This window comes from Burkholderia sp. PU8-34 (genome assembly GCF_053427725.1).
Genome location: NZ_JBSAXC010000014.1, coordinates 1 through 16,472 on the forward strand (window position 1 = coordinate 1; position 16,472 = coordinate 16,472).

Annotated in this window: 14 protein-coding genes; 11 read left to right on the forward strand and 3 right to left on the reverse strand. The window is 68.7% G+C overall.

The features are described 5' to 3' along the window. Positions 1-255: 255 nt before the first annotated feature. From ACV22Z_RS26655 to ACV22Z_RS26690, 8 genes are all read left to right on the forward strand, one after another. Complete coding sequence (locus ACV22Z_RS26655) at positions 256-921, forward strand: paraquat-inducible protein A (protein WP_448079270.1); 666 nt, start codon at positions 256-258, stop codon at positions 919-921. Beyond that, the gene (locus ACV22Z_RS26660; RefSeq protein WP_448079271.1) at positions 918-1,571 is read left to right on the forward strand and encodes a paraquat-inducible protein A; all 654 of its coding nucleotides are present in this window, start codon (positions 918-920) and stop codon (positions 1,569-1,571) included. Before ACV22Z_RS26655 ends, ACV22Z_RS26660 begins: the two co-directional genes overlap by 4 nt. Beyond that, positions 1,564-3,216: a PqiB family protein gene (locus ACV22Z_RS26665; RefSeq protein ID WP_448079272.1), complete on the forward strand. Its 1,653-nt coding sequence runs from the start codon at positions 1,564-1,566 to the stop codon at positions 3,214-3,216. The genes ACV22Z_RS26660 and ACV22Z_RS26665 overlap by 8 nt, the downstream gene beginning before the upstream one ends. Next, a complete protein-coding gene (locus ACV22Z_RS26670) occupies positions 3,213-3,935 on the forward strand; it encodes a PqiC family protein (RefSeq protein ID WP_448079273.1) in 723 nt (240 codons plus the stop codon). Before ACV22Z_RS26665 ends, ACV22Z_RS26670 begins: the two co-directional genes overlap by 4 nt. Before the next feature lie 481 nt (positions 3,936-4,416). Then, on the forward strand, positions 4,417-6,540 hold the full coding sequence (locus tag ACV22Z_RS26675) for a site-specific recombinase (protein WP_448079274.1): 2,124 nt from the start codon (positions 4,417-4,419) through the stop codon (positions 6,538-6,540). A 157-nt stretch (positions 6,541-6,697) separates the two neighbouring features. Further along, a complete protein-coding gene (locus ACV22Z_RS26680; protein WP_448079275.1) occupies positions 6,698-7,996 on the forward strand; it encodes a THUMP domain-containing class I SAM-dependent RNA methyltransferase in 1,299 nt (432 codons plus the stop codon). 366 nt (positions 7,997-8,362) lie between these two features. Then, positions 8,363-8,755, forward strand: a complete 393-nt coding sequence (locus tag ACV22Z_RS26685) for a VOC family protein (protein ID WP_448079276.1) — start codon at positions 8,363-8,365, stop codon at positions 8,753-8,755. A gap of 85 nt (positions 8,756-8,840) precedes the next feature. Continuing rightward, positions 8,841-9,527 carry a helix-turn-helix transcriptional regulator gene (locus ACV22Z_RS26690; protein ID WP_448079277.1) on the forward strand — a complete coding sequence of 229 codons (687 nt, stop codon included), beginning with the start codon at positions 8,841-8,843 and terminating at the stop codon, positions 9,525-9,527. A gap of 288 nt (positions 9,528-9,815) precedes the next feature. Here the strand turns inward: ACV22Z_RS26690 and ACV22Z_RS26695 are convergent, their stop codons facing one another. From ACV22Z_RS26695 to ACV22Z_RS26705, 3 genes are read right to left on the reverse strand one after another with little or no spacing between them, the layout of a single operon-like run. After that, positions 9,816-11,270, reverse strand: a complete 1,455-nt coding sequence (locus ACV22Z_RS26695; RefSeq protein WP_448079278.1) for an NAD(P)(+) transhydrogenase (Re/Si-specific) subunit beta — start codon at positions 11,268-11,270, stop codon at positions 9,816-9,818. Further along, positions 11,267-11,584 carry an NAD(P) transhydrogenase subunit alpha gene (locus tag ACV22Z_RS26700; RefSeq protein WP_448079279.1) on the reverse strand — a complete coding sequence of 106 codons (318 nt, stop codon included), beginning with the start codon at positions 11,582-11,584 and terminating at the stop codon, positions 11,267-11,269. The genes ACV22Z_RS26695 and ACV22Z_RS26700 overlap by 4 nt, the downstream gene beginning before the upstream one ends. A gap of 12 nt (positions 11,585-11,596) precedes the next feature. Continuing rightward, positions 11,597-12,736 (reverse strand): Re/Si-specific NAD(P)(+) transhydrogenase subunit alpha, encoded by a 1,140-nt coding sequence (locus tag ACV22Z_RS26705; RefSeq protein ID WP_448079280.1) that lies wholly within the window; start codon positions 12,734-12,736, stop codon positions 11,597-11,599. A 282-nt stretch (positions 12,737-13,018) separates the two neighbouring features. Here ACV22Z_RS26705 and ACV22Z_RS26710 point away from each other — a divergent pair, with 282 nt between their 5' ends. From ACV22Z_RS26710 to ACV22Z_RS26720, 3 genes are all read left to right on the forward strand, one after another. After that, on the forward strand, positions 13,019-13,528 hold the full coding sequence (locus tag ACV22Z_RS26710; RefSeq protein ID WP_448079281.1) for an NUDIX hydrolase: 510 nt from the start codon (positions 13,019-13,021) through the stop codon (positions 13,526-13,528). Then, positions 13,525-14,670, forward strand: coding sequence for a tRNA 2-thiouridine(34) synthase MnmA (gene mnmA, locus ACV22Z_RS26715; protein WP_448079282.1), 1,146 nt, complete (start codon positions 13,525-13,527; stop codon positions 14,668-14,670). Before ACV22Z_RS26710 ends, mnmA begins: the two co-directional genes overlap by 4 nt. 118 nt (positions 14,671-14,788) lie before the next feature. Next, on the forward strand, positions 14,789-16,408 hold the full coding sequence (locus ACV22Z_RS26720; protein ID WP_448079283.1) for an FMN-binding glutamate synthase family protein: 1,620 nt from the start codon (positions 14,789-14,791) through the stop codon (positions 16,406-16,408). Positions 16,409-16,472: the final 64 nt, after the last annotated feature.

Consider the following 16,472-nt stretch of genomic DNA (forward strand, 5'->3'; position numbering starts at 1 on the left):
AGTCCTCAGTTCAATCATGCGCAGCGCGGCCTTTCAATCGTCCGACGCATGCCAAGGGCGCCATGCTACCGCAACCTTTTGACGCGCGCGGAATCTCAGGACGGGCGCGCCAGCCGCCCGCCAGCTTCGCGCCACGTTACCGACCGGTCACGCAGCGCCATGCTCTTGACACGTCGGAAAAGGCGTTTTGGTAAGATTGGCGCGGGTTCCGGCCCCGTCGACTCGCGTTTCCGCAGTCACGCAACCGCATTGTCCATGCAACGAAACGACCTGATTGCCTGTCACGAGTGCGACGCACTGTTGCACAAACCGCGCCTCGGCGGCCGCGACAGCGCGCGCTGCCCGCGCTGCGACGCGTTGCTCTACCGCAGCAGCTCGGCCCAGCTCGACCGAATCTGCGCACTCGCGCTCGCGGCGCTGATCACGTTCGTGATCGCGCAGGCGTTCCCGATCCTCGAGATGGACGTGAACGGCAACCGCGTGCAGACAACGCTGATCGGCGCGATCGAGGCGCTGTGGCAGCAGGACATGGCGATCGTCGCCGTGATGGTGTTCTGCTCGACCGTGCTGTTCCCGCTCGTCGAGATGGCCGCGCTGCTGTACCTGCTGTTTCCGATGCGGCGCGGCGTCGTGCCGCCCGGCTTCAACCTCGTGCTGCGCGCGGTCCAGCTCGTGCGCCCGTGGGGGATGATCGAGGTCTTCATGCTCGGCATCGTCGTGACCATCGTCAAGATGGTCAGTCTCGCACGCGTCGTGCCGGAAGCCGCGCTGTTCGCGTTCGGCGCGCTGACGCTGATGATCGCCGTCGTGCTGATGTTCGATCCGCGCATGCTGTGGGACATCGCCGACGATCTGCGCGCCGGCCGCACGCCCGAGCGCCGCCCGGCCGCCGCGCCGCTGCCGGAGGCACCTCGCCGATGACTACACCAAACACTGCGCCGACGACTACGCCGACCGCCGCCCGCGAGGGCCTCGCCAGCTGCCACACGTGCGGGCTCGTGCAGCCGCTCGGGCACGCGCATGCGCATTGCACGCGCTGCGGCGCCGCGCTGCACTTCCGCACGCCGGACAGCATCATGCGCACCTGGGCGCTGCTGCTCGCCGCCGCGATTCTCTACATTCCGGCGAACCTGCTGCCGATCATGCGCACCGCGTCGATCGTCGGCGCGCAGGAAGACACGATCATGAGCGGCGTCGTCTATTTCTGGGTGTCGGGCGACTGGCCGCTCGCCGTCGTCGTGTTCGTCGCGAGCATCCTCGTGCCGATGCTCAAGCTCGGCGTGCTGCTGATCCTCGTGATCAGCGCGCAGCGCCGCTCCGCGTGGCGGCCGATGCAGCGCACGCGCCTGTTCCGGATCGTCGAGCGCATCGGCCGCTGGTCGATGCTCGACATCTTCGTCGTGACGCTGACCGTCGCGCTCGTCCACTTCCGTTCACTCGCCACCATCACGGCCGGCCCCGGCGCGCTCGCGTTCGGCTCGGTCGTGATTCTCACGATGCTCGCGTCGATGCAGTTCGATCCCCGCCTGATCTGGGATCCTGTCGAAACCTCAGGGAAACACCATGAATAGTCCGCAAGGCCCGCAGCACGACCCCAATGCGGGGGACGGCCATCCGGAGCCCGATCAGCCACGCCCGCCGGATCCCGTGATCTCGTCGAAGAGCGGCTGGCTGCCGTCGCTCGTCTGGCTCGTGCCGCTGATCGCCGCGCTGATCGGCATCGGCCTCGTGATCAAGTCCGTGCGCGAGCGCGGCCCGGAAATCACGATCAGCTTTCACAGCGCCGAGGGCCTCGAACCCGGCAAGACCCAGGTCAAGTACAAGGACGTCGAGATCGGCATGGTCAAGACGATCACGCTGTCGAAGGACCTGTCGCGCGTGCTCGTCGACGTGCAGCTCAAGAAGGAATCGGAAGACTTCGCGGTCAAGGGTTCGCGCTTCTGGATCGTGCGTCCGCGTGTCGGCGCGACCGGCGTGTCGGGCCTGAGCACGCTGCTGTCGGGTGCGTACATCGGCGTCGACGCCGGCCGTTCGGCCGAATCCGAGACCGACTTCACGGGCCTCGAGACGCCACCGGCCGTGACCGGCGACCAGAAAGGCACGCAGTACGTGCTGCGCGGCGATTCGCTCGGCTCCGTCGACATCGGCTCGCCGGTCTACTACCGGCGCGTGCAGGTCGGCCAGGTGGTCGGCTTCTCGCTCGACAAGGACGGCACGGGCGTGACCTTCAACGTGTTCGTCAACGCGCCGTACAACCAGTACGTCGGCGTCAACTCGCGATGGTGGCAGGCGAGCGGCGTCGACCTGAGGCTCGACTCGAGCGGCTTCAAGCTGAACACGCAGTCGCTCGCGACCGTGATCCTCGGCGGCATCGCGTTCCAGGCGCCGCCCGGCCAGGGCAGCGGCACGACCGCGCCGAACAACACGACGTTCCGCCTCGGCTCCGACGAGGCCGACGCGATGCGCGATCCGGACGGCCAGCCGCTGCAGGTCGTGATGAGCTTCAACCAGTCGCTGCGCGGGCTGTCGGTCGGCGCGCCGGTCGACTTCCGCGGCATCGTGCTCGGCGAGGTCACGGGCATCGGTATCGACTTCGATCCGAAGACGAAGAACTTCACGATGCCGGTCACGATGAACGTCTATCCGGAACGCCTCGGCCGCCGCTTCCGCGAAACGATCGCGAGCAAGGGCGAACCGGCCCGCCGCGAGATCGTCGAGCGCCTCGTCCAGCACGGGCTGCGCGGGCAGCTGCGCACCGGCAACCTGCTGACGAGCCAGCTGTACGTCGCGCTCGACTTCTTCCCGAAGGCGCCCGCCGCGAAGCTCGATACGGCGCGCGAGCCGCTCGAGCTGCCGACGGTGCCGAACACGCTCGACGAGCTGCAGCTGCAGGTCGCCGACATCGCGAAGAAGCTCGACAAGGTGCCGTTCGACCAGATCGGCGCGAACCTGAACAGCGCGCTCGCGAATGCCGACAAGCTGTTCAAGCAGCTCGACACGCAGGTCGCGCCCGAGGCGCGCGACACGCTGTCGGCCGCGAAGCAGACCTTCTCGACCGCGGAAGCGACGCTGCAGCAGGATTCGCCGCTGCAGTCCGACGTGCGCGGCGCGCTGAAGGAGCTCACGCGCACGCTGCAGTCGCTGAACGCGCTCGCCGACTATCTCGAGCGTCACCCCGAATCGCTGCTCAAGGGCAAGCCAGGAGATCAACCATGACGACACGCGTGAACGCATTCGCCTGCGGCGCGGCACTGGCCGCCGCGCTGGCGCTCGCCGCGTGCAGCTCGCCGCCCGCGCGGTTCTACACGCTGAGCCCCGCCGACGCGGCGCTCGCGACGCGCACCGCGCCCGCCAACCCGTCGTTCCTGATCGAGGTGCCGTCCGTCGGCGTGCCCGAGCAGGTCGCGAAGAACCAGCTCGTCGTGCAGAAGAACACCGCGCAGGTCGACGTGCTGGAGCAGGAACGCTGGGCGTCGCCGCCCGCCGACGAGATCCGCCGCGCGCTGTCCGACGATCTCGCCGCGCAGCTCGGCACGATCGACGTCGCGAACTCCGCGTATCCGGCCGGCGTGCCCGTGTACCGCGTGAGCGTCAACGTGCAGCGCTTCGAGTCGTGGCCGGGCAAGCGTGCGGCGATCGATGCGGTGTGGAGCGTGCGAGCGGTCGGTACGCAGGCGGTGATGACCTGCCGCACGAGCGTCTCCGAGCCCGTCGGCGACGGCTACGACGCGCTCGTCGCCGGCCATCGCCGCGCGCTCGACGCGATCGCGGCGCAGGCGGCCGCCGGCGTGCGCGCGATGGCCGCGCGGCGCGGCGCGGCAGCCCCTGCATCCTCGGCGGCATCCGGCGGGAAGAACGCGCCGCCGCTCGTGCCGTGCCCCGCGAGCGCGACGGCCGGCGATGCAGCCGGCGCAAGCGGCAAAGCGGGGACGTAACCGGTAACCGGCCGCTGCGGTGCGCGCCTTTGTTACGCCCGTACCGCCCGCGCGGCTGCCTGCAACGCGCACGCGTGACGCGGATGCGGCACCGGCTCCCTCGCCGTGCGCCGGTCCCACGCGGCGCGCACCGCGGGCAATCGATCTTGCATTGTTTGTCAAAATCCGCCGGAACCGTCGATAGGCAATCCGGTCGGCTTGCGTTTTTGCGGCCGATTGACGATCCTACGCACGTTCAGGCCTGCACCGGCCGCTGCTCGCGCCCGTCGCCCGCGCCGGGCAGCACCGCCGGCCGGCCGCCTCGCAAACCGCCCGCGCCCGTGACGCCGCGCGAGCCGCATCAAACGGGCCGCACCGTGGCCGCCGCGCCCGGCAGCGCGACCTGGCCAGCCTCACCGGTATCCCTGGGGCCGCCGCTGCGCGGCCGGCACCTCGCCGCATCCGAAACCCGCCCCTCCAGGGCTTTCGCTATTTCCGCTTTATGTTTCGTTCCCTGACGACCCTGATCAAGAAGTGGCGCGCATCGCGCAGTGCCAGCCACCAGCTCGACGCGCTGCTCGCGCATGCCGACGCCGGCGCGTCGTATGCCGAGCGCAGCGAATGGCTGATCGAGCTCGCGCACTGGCTGCGCCGCAGCGGTACGATGCAGCCCGCGCAGGACGCCGCGGCCGACCGCGACGACGACGTTCGCGCGTATCCCGCGCATGCGCGGCTGCGCTACCTGTTCCACGTGCTCGACCGCAATCCTGCGTGGAAATCGCACGCCGCGCGGATCCTGCGCAGCATCCTGCGCGAGTGCGACGGCATCTCGCTGTTGTGCGACGCCGGCATGCCCGTGCACTCGGGCTTCTTCGGCGCGCTGTTCGAGCGGATCGACTCGTCGCTGATCCCGCCCGCGCCGAACCGCCGCGAGCTGTCCGCGCTGTTCACGCTGATGTTCCCGTCGCCCGACGACGCGAAATGGATCGACGCGCTGCCCGACGACCTGCTCGCGCGCCTCGCCGCACTGTTCTCGTTCGACGTGACCGACGAGGAGCGCCACGAGCCCGGCTCGTTCTCGCGCGACCTGCTGGCCGCGCTGCACAACCTGACCTGCCAGATCAGCTCGACCGGCCTGTCGCAGACGGTGCGCAGCCGCCTGTCCGACGACGACGCGCACAAGCCGCTCGAGTCGCAGCCGTTCTACCGGCTGACGCGCGCGATGCTCGCGGTCGAGACTGCGCATGCCGCCGTCGAGGACGGCGGCGATCCGAGCAAGCTGCTGCACGAGGTGAACTACCTGCGCTCGCTGCTCGACGAATGCCGGATTGCGGTCGACGACGTGTTCTCGCACCTGTACCGCAACGGCGTGTCGGTCGACATCGTGTTCCAGGTCGAGCGGATGCGGATGCGCATCCAGCGTGCGGAAATGCTGCTCAACGCGTGGATGGCGCGCGACGACCTGCGCGGGATGGCGCACCTGACCGGCGAGCTCGTCGACGCGAACCAGAACAGCCAGAGCGTGGCGCACCTCGTGCGCAGCAATTTCTCGCTGTTCGCGCGCAAGCTCGTCGAGACCAACGCGGACACTGGCGAGCACTACATCTCGCGCGGCCGCGCCGAGTACCTGAAGATGCTGCGGATGGCCGCGGGCGGCGGTCTCGTCACGGTCGTGACGGTGTGCATGAAGTTCGCGATCACCGGCGCGCACCTGCAGTCGATGCTCGAAGGGCTGCTCGCCGGCATCAATTACGCGGCGAGCTTCATGCTGATGCACTTCCTGCACTTCACGCTCGCGACCAAGCAGCCCGCGATGACCGCGCCGACGCTCGCGCGCGAGCTCGACGGCACCACGCACGACGAAGGCGTGAAGCAGTTCGTCGCGTCGGTGATCGCGCTGATCCGCACGCAGGCGGCGGCGATCTGCGGCAACGTGCTGGTCGTGCTGCCCGTGTGCCTGCTCGTGCAGCTGTTCGCAGGCAGCGTGCTGCACGCGAACCTGATCTCGACGCAGAAGGCGCACGCGACGCTGCAGTCGTTCACGCTGCTCGGCCCGACGCCGTTCTACGCAGCGCTCACGGGCGTGCTGCTGTGGGCGTCGAGCCTGATCGCCGGCTGGGCCGACAACTGGTTCGTGCTGCATCGCGTCGGCGACGCGCTCACGTACAACCGCCGGTTGCGCCTCACGCTCGGCGTGGCCGGCGCGGCAAAGCTCGCGCACTTCTGCCGGTCGAACGTCGCCGGCGTGGTCGCGAACGTCGGCCTCGGCCTGATGCTCGGTCTCGTGCCGGCGATCGTCAGCGTGTTCCTGTTCTCGTTCGAGGTAAGGCACGTGACGCTGTCCGCAGGGTCGATCGGCATCGCGCTCGGCGTGCTCGGCAAGGAGACGCTGCACTCGCCCGAGCTATGGTGGGCCGCGGCAGGCGTGCTCAGCATGGCGATCCTCAACGTGCTGGTGAGCTTCGCGCTTGCGTTCACGATGGCCGTGCGCTCGCGCAGCCTGCGGCCGACCAAGGTGCGCGCGCTCGTCGCCGCGATCGGCCGCGCGGTGGTTGCCAATCCGATCGTGCTCGTCTGGCCGGCTGCCGACCGCACGGCCGGCGCGGGACAGTCCGGATCGCACTGACCCGCGTCGCGGGGCGGTCGCAGCGGGCCGCCGCGGCCGCCACCGCCCCGCCAGATGCCGTTTATGCCCTTTGGTCACCGGGGGTCCGCGCAAAGCCGCCGGCCCCACCGCGCGCGCCGCGTACAATAGTGGACTTTTGTCCGCCCTCTCCCGTCTTATGTCCTCGCCCACCCTGTACGAATTCTTCGCCCCCTGCCCGCGCGGCCTCGAAGCGGCGCTCGCCGCCGAGCTGGCCGAGATCGCCGGCCGCCACCTGGACGGCGCGCCGTTCGCCGCGGGCGCGCAGGTGCCGGGCGGCGTCCATTTCCGGGGCGGCTGGGCCGCCGGCATGGCCGCGAACCTGCATTCGCGGATTGCGAGCCGCATTCTGCTGAAGATCGCGCACCGCCCGTACCGCAACGAGCAGGACGTGTACGCGCTCGCACTCGAGCAGCCGTGGGAGCGCTGGTTCGCGGCGACGCAGACGCTGCGCGTCGACATCACCGCGATCAAGTCGCCGCTGAAGAGCCTCGAGTTCGCGACGCTGCGCGTGAAGGATGCGATCTGCGACCGGATGCGCGACAAGACCGGCGCGCGCCCGAGCATCGACACCGGCGCGCCCGACGTGCGCGTGTTCGCGTTCCTGACCGCGTCCGACTGCACGCTGTACCTCGACACGTCCGGCGAGCCGCTGTTCAAGCGCGGCTGGCGCCTCGACAAGGGCGCGGCGCCGCTGCGCGAGAACCTCGCGGCCGGCATCCTGCGCCTGACCGGCTGGACGCCCGGCACGCCGCTGTACGACCCGATGTGCGGCAGCGGCACGTTCCTCGCGGAAGCCGCGCAGATCGCGCTCGGCGTGGCGCCGGGCGTCGAACGGCGCTTCGGCTTCGAGAAGCTCAAGCAGTACGACATCACCGCGTGGCAGGGCCTGAAGGTCGCGGCGCTGGACGCGAAGCGCGCGGCGCGCGGCAAGCGCGACGATCTCGCGGTCTACGGCAGCGACATTTCGGGCGACATGCTCGAGAAGGCGCGCGCGAACCTCGAACGCGCGGGCGTGCCGTCGGTGTGGCTCAAGCAGGTCGACGCGCGCGGGATGACGCCGCCGTGCGACGCGCCGGGGATCATCGTCGCGAACCCGCCGTACGGCGAGCGGATCGAAGTGCGCGGCCGCGGCCCGCGCGGCGATGCGCGCGAAACGGGCCGCAACCGCGGCAACGACGACGCGTTCCGCCGCACGCACACCGATGCGCCGGACAGCGAGTTCTTCAACGCGCTCGGCGATGCGCTGAAGCAGCGCTTCACGGGCTGGCAGGCGTTCCTGCTGACGTCCGACCGCGCGCTGCCTGGCCAGCTCCGGCTGCGTGAGTCCGCCAAGACGCCGCTCTTCAACGGCGCGCTCGAATGCCGGCTGTTCCGCTTCGACCTGATCGCGGGCAGCGTGAAAACGCGCCCGGCCGCGCCGGAAGGCGACGCGTAAGCGATCGCACCCCGCTTCGGGCGGCGCCGCACCGGCGCCGCCCGCCAGCGCGCATTGCGCGCTACCCCATCGAATCCCGACGTGGCCGTCATGCCCGACGGCCAGCCTCCCGCCCTCCTCATCCCGCCCGACCGGCAAGGCCGCGCGCCTTCTGTCGCCCTTTCCCGACGGCCCATCCCGCGCGGCGACGCGCCAGTACACGGAACGCGCTCCGCTACGACCGCCCCGCCGCTCGGCGGCCCGGTTGCCATGTCAGCACCGACGAATCTACTGACAACACGCTGTCAGCAGCCCCCGCTCACACTGCAATCCCGGCGCAATGCAACGCTGGTTTCCACACTGAATCGAACGAAAAAGGAGCACGTCATGACGTCCGCAACCCAGGAACGCGCCATCGCATGGTTCGACATTCCGTCCCTCGATTTCGACCGGGCGATCCGCTTTTACGAAACCGTGCTGCAGACGACGCTGCAGCGCGAGGTGATCGGCGGCGTGCCGATGGCGGTGTTCGGCCATGAGGAAGCGAGCACCGGCGGCAGCATCGTCTACGATCCGCAGCAGATGAAGCCGAGCGCCACCGGCGTGCTCGTCTACCTGAACGCGGGCGACTCGGTCGTCGCGGCGCTCGAGCGCGCCAAACGCGCGGGCGGGGTCGTGCAGGGCTCGGTCGTCGAGTTGCCGAACAACTACGGTTACATCGGCTACCTGATCGACACCGAAGGCAACCGCGTCGGCCTGCACGCGCCGAAATGCCACTGAGCGCGTCGGCCGGGCAGCAAGCGCGGCGCTATCATCGCGGAAGCGCCGCCTTCGACGGAATCGAGCTACACAACGAGGAACACCCATGACGCGCCGTGCCGACCGCCTGTTCCAGATTGCCGAGCTGCTGCGCGGTCGGCGCCTCACGACCGCGCAGCAGCTGGCAGACTGGCTGTCGGTGTCGCCGCGCACCGTGTACCGCGACGTGCGCGACCTGCAGTTGTCGGGCGTGCCGATCGAAGGCGAAGCCGGCATCGGCTACCGACTGAACCGCAACGCGAGCCTGCCGCCGCTCACCTTCACCGCGGAGGAGCTCGCGGCGCTCGCCGCGGGCGCGCGGATGCTCGAGACCTGGGGCGGCGCGCGTTTCGCCGGCGGCGCACGCTCGGCGCTCGCGAAGATCGCGTCGGCGATGCCGGCCGACAAGCGCACCACGCTCGACCGCCTGCCGGTGTTCGCGCCGTCGTTCCACATCGACGCCGCGTTCTCGCTGAAGGTCGATGCGATCCACCAGGCCGTCGACACGCGCCACATCGTCAGCTTCGCGTACCGCGACCGGCTCGGCGCGCACACGCAGCGCCGCGTGTGGCCGCTCGGGCTCGTGTACTGGGGCGGGCGCTGGACGATCGGCGCGTGGTGCGAGCTGCGCGACGACTTTCGCACCTTCGACATCGCGCGGATGGGCGACATCACCGTGCACGAGCAGTTTCCGGACATGGAAGGGCGTCGGATCGCCGATTACATGCGGATCGCGGAAGCGCCGATGCGCTGACGTACGCAGGCGACGGGCAGCGCGCGCACGCTGACGCTCGCCGATTATCTGCGGCGCGGGCAATCGCGCAGGCGACGCCGCTGCATTGGGTCGTCGCGTGCCCGGTCGCGCTGCCGGGCTATCCGGTGGAGATCGGCTGGCTTACGAACGCGCAGCGCGACCCGGCGATCTTGCGCGTGCGGGACACCGTCGCCGCGTGCATCGAAAGGATAGTCAGGCCGCGAAAAAAAGGCGGGCGAACGGATCAACCGTCGCCCGCCGTGCACGCGAGTGCGTTTTTCGAGTACGTCAGTCGACCGACTTCACCATGTCCTCGATGACTTTCTTCGCATCGCCGAAGACCATCATCGTCTTGTCCATGTAGAACAGGTCGTTGTCGAGCCCCGCATACCCCGCCGCCATCGACCGCTTGTTGACGATCACCGTGCGCGCCTTGTACGCCTCGATGATCGGCATCCCCGCGATCGGCGACTTCGGATCGTTCTTCGCCGCCGGGTTCACCACGTCGTTCGCGCCCAGCACCAGCACCACGTCGACCTGGCCGAACTCGCCGTTGATGTCCTCCATCTCGTGCACGATCTCGTATGGCACTTCCGCTTCCGCGAGCAGCACGTTCATGTGCCCCGGCATCCGCCCGGCAACCGGGTGAATCGCGTACTTCACGTCGATCCCCTTCTCGACCAGCTTGTCGGTCAGCTCCTTCAGCGCATGCTGCGCGCGCGCCACCGCCAGGCCGTAGCCCGGCACGATCACGACCGTTTCCGCGTTGCCGAGCATGAACGACGCGTCCTCCGCCGAGCCCGACTTCACCGGACGCTGCTCCTTCGAGCCGCCGGCAGCACCCGCCGACGCCTCGCCGCCGAAGCCGCCGAGGATCACGTTGAAGAACGAGCGGTTCATCGCGTGGCACATGATGTACGACAGGATCGCACCCGACGAGCCGACGAGCGAACCCGCGATGATCAGCATCGCGTTGTTCAGCGAGAAGCCGATGCCCGCCGCCGCCCATCCCGAGTACGAGTTCAGCATCGACACGACCACCGGCATGTCCGCGCCGCCGATCGGGATGATGATCAGCACGCCGAGCACGAACGCGATCGCCGTCATGATGATGAACGGCAGCCACGATTGCGTGATGAAGAAGATCACGCCGAAGCCGATCATCGCGAGCGCGAGCATCAGGTTGATCAGGTGCTGGCCCGCATACACGACCGGCGCGCCCTGGAACAGCCGGAACTTGTACTTGCCCGACAGCTTGCCGAACGCGATCACCGAACCCGAGAACGTGATCGCGCCGACGAACGTGCCGATGAACAGCTCGATCCGGTTGCCGTACGGGATGAAGTTCGCCGACGTCGCGTCAGCCGGCACGAGCCCGAACGCCTCCGGCTCGGCCACCACCGCATAGGCGATACACACCGCGGCAAGACCGATCAGCGAGTGCATCGCCGCGACGAGTTCCGGCATCTTCGTCATCTCGACGCGCGCGGCGACGAACGCACCGACCGCGCCGCCGACCACCAGCGCGCCGAGCACGAGGCCGAGGCCGAGCGGCAGATCCGCGCCGAGCGACGTGGCCTGCTTGAAGATCAGCGCGAGTGTCGTGAGGATCGCGATCGCCATCCCGACCATCCCGAACAGGTTGCCGCGCCGGGCGCTCTTCGGGTTCGACAGCCCCTTCAGCGCCTGGATGAAGCACACCGACGCGACGAGGTACAGCAACGTAACGACGTTCATGCTCATCGCGCGCCCCCCTTCGTACCCTTCGGTTCCTTCTTGCGGAACATCTCGAGCATTCGCCTCGTGACGAGGAAGCCGCCGAACACGTTGACGGCCGCCAGCGCAACCGCGAGCGTGCCGAAGAACTTGCCCGCGCCGCCGAGCGTGAGCGCCGCCGCGAGCATCGCGCCGACGATCACGATCGCCGAGATCGCGTTCGTCACCGCCATCAGCGGCGTATGCAGTGCGGGCGTGACGTTCCACACCACGTGGTAGCCGACGTACACCGCCAGCACGAAGATGATCACGTTGATCACCGTGTGATTGATGAGCTCCATGGTCGCCTCCGTTTATTTGCGCGTCACTTCACCGTCGCGGCACAGCAGCGTCGCGGCGACGATGTCGTCGGTCAGGTCGATGTTCAGCGTGCCGTCCTTCGCGACGATCAGCTTCATGAAGTCGAGCAGGTTGCGCGCATACAGCGCCGACGCATCCGACGCGACCATCGACGCGAGGTTCGTATGGCCGGCGATCGTCACGCCGTTGTGGACGATCACCTGATCGGCCACCGTTAGCGGGCAGTTGCCGCTCTTCCTGCCGTCGAATTCCGGCCCGCGGCCGGCCGCGAGGTCGATCAGCACCGAGCCGGGCTTCATCGACTGCACGGTCTCGACCGAGATCAGCGTCGGCGCGGGGCGGCCCGGAATCAGTGCGGTGGTGATGATGATGTCGGCCTGCTTCGCGCGCTCGTGCACGAGCGCCGCTTGCCTGCCGAGCCACGACGCGGGCATCGGCCGCGCGTAGCCGCCGACGCCTTGCGCGGCGTCGCGCTCCTCGTCGGTTTCGTACGGCACGTCGAGGAACTTCGCGCCGAGCGACTCGATCTGCTCCTTCACCGCCGGACGCACGTCGGACGCCTCGATCACCGCGCCGAGCCGCTTCGCGGTCGCGATCGCCTGCAGTCCGGCCACGCCTGCGCCGAGGATCAGCACGCGCGCGGCCTTCACGGTGCCGGCGGCCGTCATCAGCATCGGGAGGAAGCGCGGATACAGCGCGGCGGCGACGAGCACCGCCTTGTAGCCGGCGATGTTGGCCTGCGACGACAGCACGTCGAGGCTTTGCGCGCGCGTCGTGCGCGGCGCGGCTTCGAGCGCGAAGCCCGTCACGCCGGCCGCCGCGAGCTGCGCGGCCTGCTCGCCGTTGAACGGGTCGAGCATGCCGACGAGCACGGTGCCGCGCTTGAGCAGCGGGATTTCGGTATCAGTGGGCGCCTGGACCTTCAGCACGATGTCGGCGTCGAAAGCGGCCGACTGGTCGGTCAATTCGGCGCCGGCTGCGGCGTACGCGTCGTCGGGGTAGCTGGCCGCGACGCCCGCCCCCTTCGCAACGCTCACGCGGTGGCCGCCGGCCGCGTATTTCTTGACGGTCTCCGGCGTTGCGGCCACGCGCGCCTCGTTCGCCCGCGTCTCAGCAGGCACTCCGATATGCATTGTCAGATCCTCCAGTCATTGTCAGTAATTCTCTCTTTCGATTCTTACTGCGACGGCGAGCCGGACAGGCTGACATACCGGCTCACGAGCAACGGCGTTCACGTTGCACTTTAACCGAAAGCGGGGGTCGCGCCAGCGCTTTACGCACGATCGTGCGGCACCGTTGCATTGCAGCATTCGACAAGCCCGCGCACCTCGCACATCCGGACGATCCGCCGGGGTCGGAACCGTCTTCGCGGTACACCCGGCAACGTCCGGGCGCAACCGGTAAAATGCCCACCCATGAAACCCGAAATCTGGACCCCGCATGTGACCGTCGCGGCGCTCGTCGAGCGCGCCGGCCGCTTCCTCATGATCGAGGAAGAGACGTCGACGGGCCTGCGCATCAATCAGCCGGCCGGCCATCTCGAGGCCGGCGAATCGCTCACCGACGCGGTGATTCGCGAAACGCTCGAGGAAACCGCGCATCCGTTCGAACCCGCCGCGCTCGTCGGCGTGTATCTCGCGCACTACGAGCGCGCCGGCAGCGCCGGCGCGACCTACCTGCGCTTCACGTTCTGCGGCACGGCCGGCGAGCCGCTCGCCGGGCACCGGCTCGACGACGGCATCGTCCGCACGCTGTGGATGACGGCCGACGAGCTGCGCGCGTGCAGCGAGCGCCATCGCTCGCCGGCGGTGATGCGCTGCGTCGACGACTATCTCGCCGGGCGGCGCATTCCGCTCGATTTCGTGCACACGCATTCGGTCGCGCCGCGGCCGGACGCGTTCGACCGTCAGGCGGTGAGCAAATGAGCAAGGGCCGTGTGGTAGTGGGCATGTCGGGCGGCGTCGATTCGTCGGTGACCGCGTGGCTGCTGAAGGAACAGGGTTACGACGTCGTCGGCCTGTTCATGAAGAACTGGGAAGACGACGACGACGGCGAATACTGCTCGACGCGCCAGGACTGGATCGACGTCGTGTCGGTCGCCGACCTGATCGGCATCGACGTCGAGGCCGTCAACTTCGCCGCCGAATACAAGGACCGCGTGTTCGCCGAATTCCTGCGCGAATATTCGGCGGGCCGCACGCCTAACCCGGACGTGCTGTGCAACGCCGAGATCAAGTTCAAGGCGTTCCTCGATCACGCGATGACGCTCGGCGCGGAAACGATCGCGACCGGCCACTACGCGCGCGTGCGCGAGCGCGACGGCCGCTTCGAGCTGCTGAAGGCGTTCGACCATACGAAGGACCAGTCGTACTTCCTGCACCGGCTTAACCAGGCGCAGCTGTCGAAGACGATGTTCCCGCTCGGCGAAATCCCGAAGACGAAGGTGCGCGAGATCGCCGCGCAGATCGGCCTGCCGAACGCGAAGAAGAAGGATTCGACCGGCATCTGCTTCATCGGCGAGCGGCCGTTCCGCGACTTCCTGAACCGCTATCTGCCGACGAAGCCCGGCCCGATGAAGACGCCCGACGGCAAGACGGTCGGCGAGCACATCGGCCTCGCGTTCTACACGTTCGGCCAGCGCAAGGGCATCGGCCTTGGCGGCAGCAAGGACGGCAGCGGCGAACCGTGGTTCGTCGCCGCGAAGGACATCCCGTCGAACACGCTCTACGTCGTGCAGGGCCACGATCACCCGTGGCTGCTGTCGCGGGAACTCGTCGCCGGCAACGTCAGCTGGACCGCCGGCGAGCCGCCGGCCGACGGCGTCGCGTGCGGCGCGAAGACCCGCTACCGGCAGGCCGACGCCGCGTGCACGTTCGCGCGGGCCGGCGGCGAGCGCTTCTCGCTCGCGTTCGACGACGCGCAATGGGCGGTCACGCCCGGCCAGTCGGCGGTGCTGTACGACGGCGAGATCTGCCTCGGCGGCGGCATCATCGAATTCGCGGCGACCGGCCAGGCCGGCCACGCGGCGAGCACGCACGGCGCCCCGGCGCTCGCCGACGCACGCTGATACGCATTCGGTTTAGACTTGCGGCACGCCGCGCCCGGCGGGACACGATTCCGCCGCGGCCGGCGCGCCGCCGCGCAGCGTACGCATGGCGGCATTTCAAGATCCTTTCGGAGCCCCCATGTTTTCACGACGCTATCTGGCGATGTGGTGCGCGGTCCTGCTGCTGGTCGCAATCGCCGCGCTCGCCTCGCTCCATGCGCTCTCCTGGCTGTGGATTGCGATTCCCGCGGTACTCGTCGCCCTCGGCCTGTACGACCTCAACCAGGACCGCCACGCGATCCTGCGCAACTACCCGCTCTGGGGCCACCTGCGCTTCCTGTTCGAATTCATCCGCCCGGAAATCCGCCAGTACTTCGTCGAGGACGACACCGACGAGAAACCGTTTTCACGCGCGCAACGCAGCCTCGTGTACCAGCGCGCGAAGAACGTCGGTGACAACCGGCCGTACGGCACCGAGCTGAACGTGAAGGCGGTCGCGCATGAATGGATCAGCCATTCGCTCGCGCCGACGAAGCTGCCGAACCACGATTTCCGCATCCGCGTCGGCGCGAGCCGCGCGCAGCCGTACGACATCTCGATCTTCAACATCTCGGCGATGAGCTTCGGCTCGCTGTCCGCGAACGCGATCCGCGCGCTGAACCTCGGCGCGAAGAAAGGCGGCTTCGCACACGACACCGGCGAAGGCTCGCTGTCGAAATACCACCGCGAGAACGGCGGCGACATCATCTGGGAAATCGCGTCCGGCTACTTCGGCTGCCGCAACGACGACGGCACGTTCAGCCCGGACAAGTTCGCGAAGCAGGCGGCCGATCCGCAGGTGAAGATGATCGAGATCAAGCTGTCGCAGGGCGCGAAGCCCGGCCACGGCGGCGTGCTGCCGGCCGCGAAGATCACGCCGGAGATCGCGGAGACGCGCGGCGTGCCGATGGGCAAGGACTGCATCTCGCCCGCCACGCATTCGGAATTCTCGACACCGCGCGGCCTGCTCGAATTCGTCGAGCGGCTGCGCACGCTGTCCGGCGGCAAGCCGACCGGCTTCAAGCTGTGCGTCGGCCATCCGTGGGAATTCTTCGGCATCGCGAAGGCGATGCTCGAGACCGGCATCGTGCCCGACTTCATCGTCGTCGACGGCGCGGAAGGCGGCACGGGCGCTGCGCCGCTCGAATTCACCGACCACGTCGGCGTGCCGCTGCAGGAAGGGCTGCTGGTCGTGCACAACACGCTGGTCGGGATCGGCGTGCGCGACCGCGTGAAGATCGGCGCGAGCGGCAAGATCATCACCGCGTTCGACGTCGCGCGCACGCTCGCGATCGGCGCCGACTGGGTGAACTCGGCGCGCGGCTTCATGTTCGCGGTCGGCTGCATCCAGGCGCAGACCTGCCACACGGGCCGCTGCCCGACCGGCGTCGCGACGCAGGACCCCGTGCGCCAGCGCGCGCTCGTCGTGCCGGACAAGTCCGATCGCGTGTACAACTTCCACCGCAACACGCTGCATGCGCTGCAGGAGCTCGTGCAGGCAGCCGGCCTGTCGCATCCGTCCGAGCTGCGCGCGCATCACATCGTGCAGCGCATCGCGCCGCACGAGGTCCGGCTGATGTCGCAGCTGCTGAAATACCTGAAGCCGGGCGCGCTGCTGGACGGCAACGTTTGCGGCTATACGCTGTACGACAAGTGGTGGCCGATCGCGCGCAGCGATTCGTTCACGCTCGGCGACGCCGTGTACGCGTCGATCGAGTAATGCAGCCGGCCGCTTGACCGGCCGTTCGAGCAGCAATGAAAAACGCGCCCGTCGGGGCGCGTTT

What these genes read in the sequence shown, in the direction of transcription:
- ACV22Z_RS26690 (WP_448079277.1), top strand. Translation starts at nt 8,841, where the DNA reads ATGACGCGCCGTGCCGACCGCCTGTTCCAGATTGCCGAGCTGCTGCGC.
- ACV22Z_RS26705 (WP_448079280.1), bottom strand. Translation starts at nt 12,736, where the DNA reads ATGCATATCGGAGTGCCTGCTGAGACGCGGGCGAACGAGGCGCGCGTG.
- ACV22Z_RS26675 (WP_448079274.1), top strand. Translation starts at nt 4,417, where the DNA reads ATGTTTCGTTCCCTGACGACCCTGATCAAGAAGTGGCGCGCATCGCGC.
- ACV22Z_RS26670 (WP_448079273.1), top strand. Translation starts at nt 3,213, where the DNA reads ATGACGACACGCGTGAACGCATTCGCCTGCGGCGCGGCACTGGCCGCC.
- ACV22Z_RS26720 (WP_448079283.1), top strand. Translation starts at nt 14,789, where the DNA reads ATGTTTTCACGACGCTATCTGGCGATGTGGTGCGCGGTCCTGCTGCTG.
- ACV22Z_RS26695 (WP_448079278.1), bottom strand. Translation starts at nt 11,270, where the DNA reads ATGAGCATGAACGTCGTTACGTTGCTGTACCTCGTCGCGTCGGTGTGC.
- ACV22Z_RS26655 (WP_448079270.1), top strand. Translation starts at nt 256, where the DNA reads ATGCAACGAAACGACCTGATTGCCTGTCACGAGTGCGACGCACTGTTG.
- mnmA (WP_448079282.1), top strand. Translation starts at nt 13,525, where the DNA reads ATGAGCAAGGGCCGTGTGGTAGTGGGCATGTCGGGCGGCGTCGATTCG.
- ACV22Z_RS26680 (WP_448079275.1), top strand. Translation starts at nt 6,698, where the DNA reads ATGTCCTCGCCCACCCTGTACGAATTCTTCGCCCCCTGCCCGCGCGGC.
- ACV22Z_RS26700 (WP_448079279.1), bottom strand. Translation starts at nt 11,584, where the DNA reads ATGGAGCTCATCAATCACACGGTGATCAACGTGATCATCTTCGTGCTG.
- ACV22Z_RS26710 (WP_448079281.1), top strand. Translation starts at nt 13,019, where the DNA reads ATGAAACCCGAAATCTGGACCCCGCATGTGACCGTCGCGGCGCTCGTC.
- ACV22Z_RS26685 (WP_448079276.1), top strand. Translation starts at nt 8,363, where the DNA reads ATGACGTCCGCAACCCAGGAACGCGCCATCGCATGGTTCGACATTCCG.
- ACV22Z_RS26660 (WP_448079271.1), top strand. Translation starts at nt 918, where the DNA reads ATGACTACACCAAACACTGCGCCGACGACTACGCCGACCGCCGCCCGC.
- ACV22Z_RS26665 (WP_448079272.1), top strand. Translation starts at nt 1,564, where the DNA reads ATGAATAGTCCGCAAGGCCCGCAGCACGACCCCAATGCGGGGGACGGC.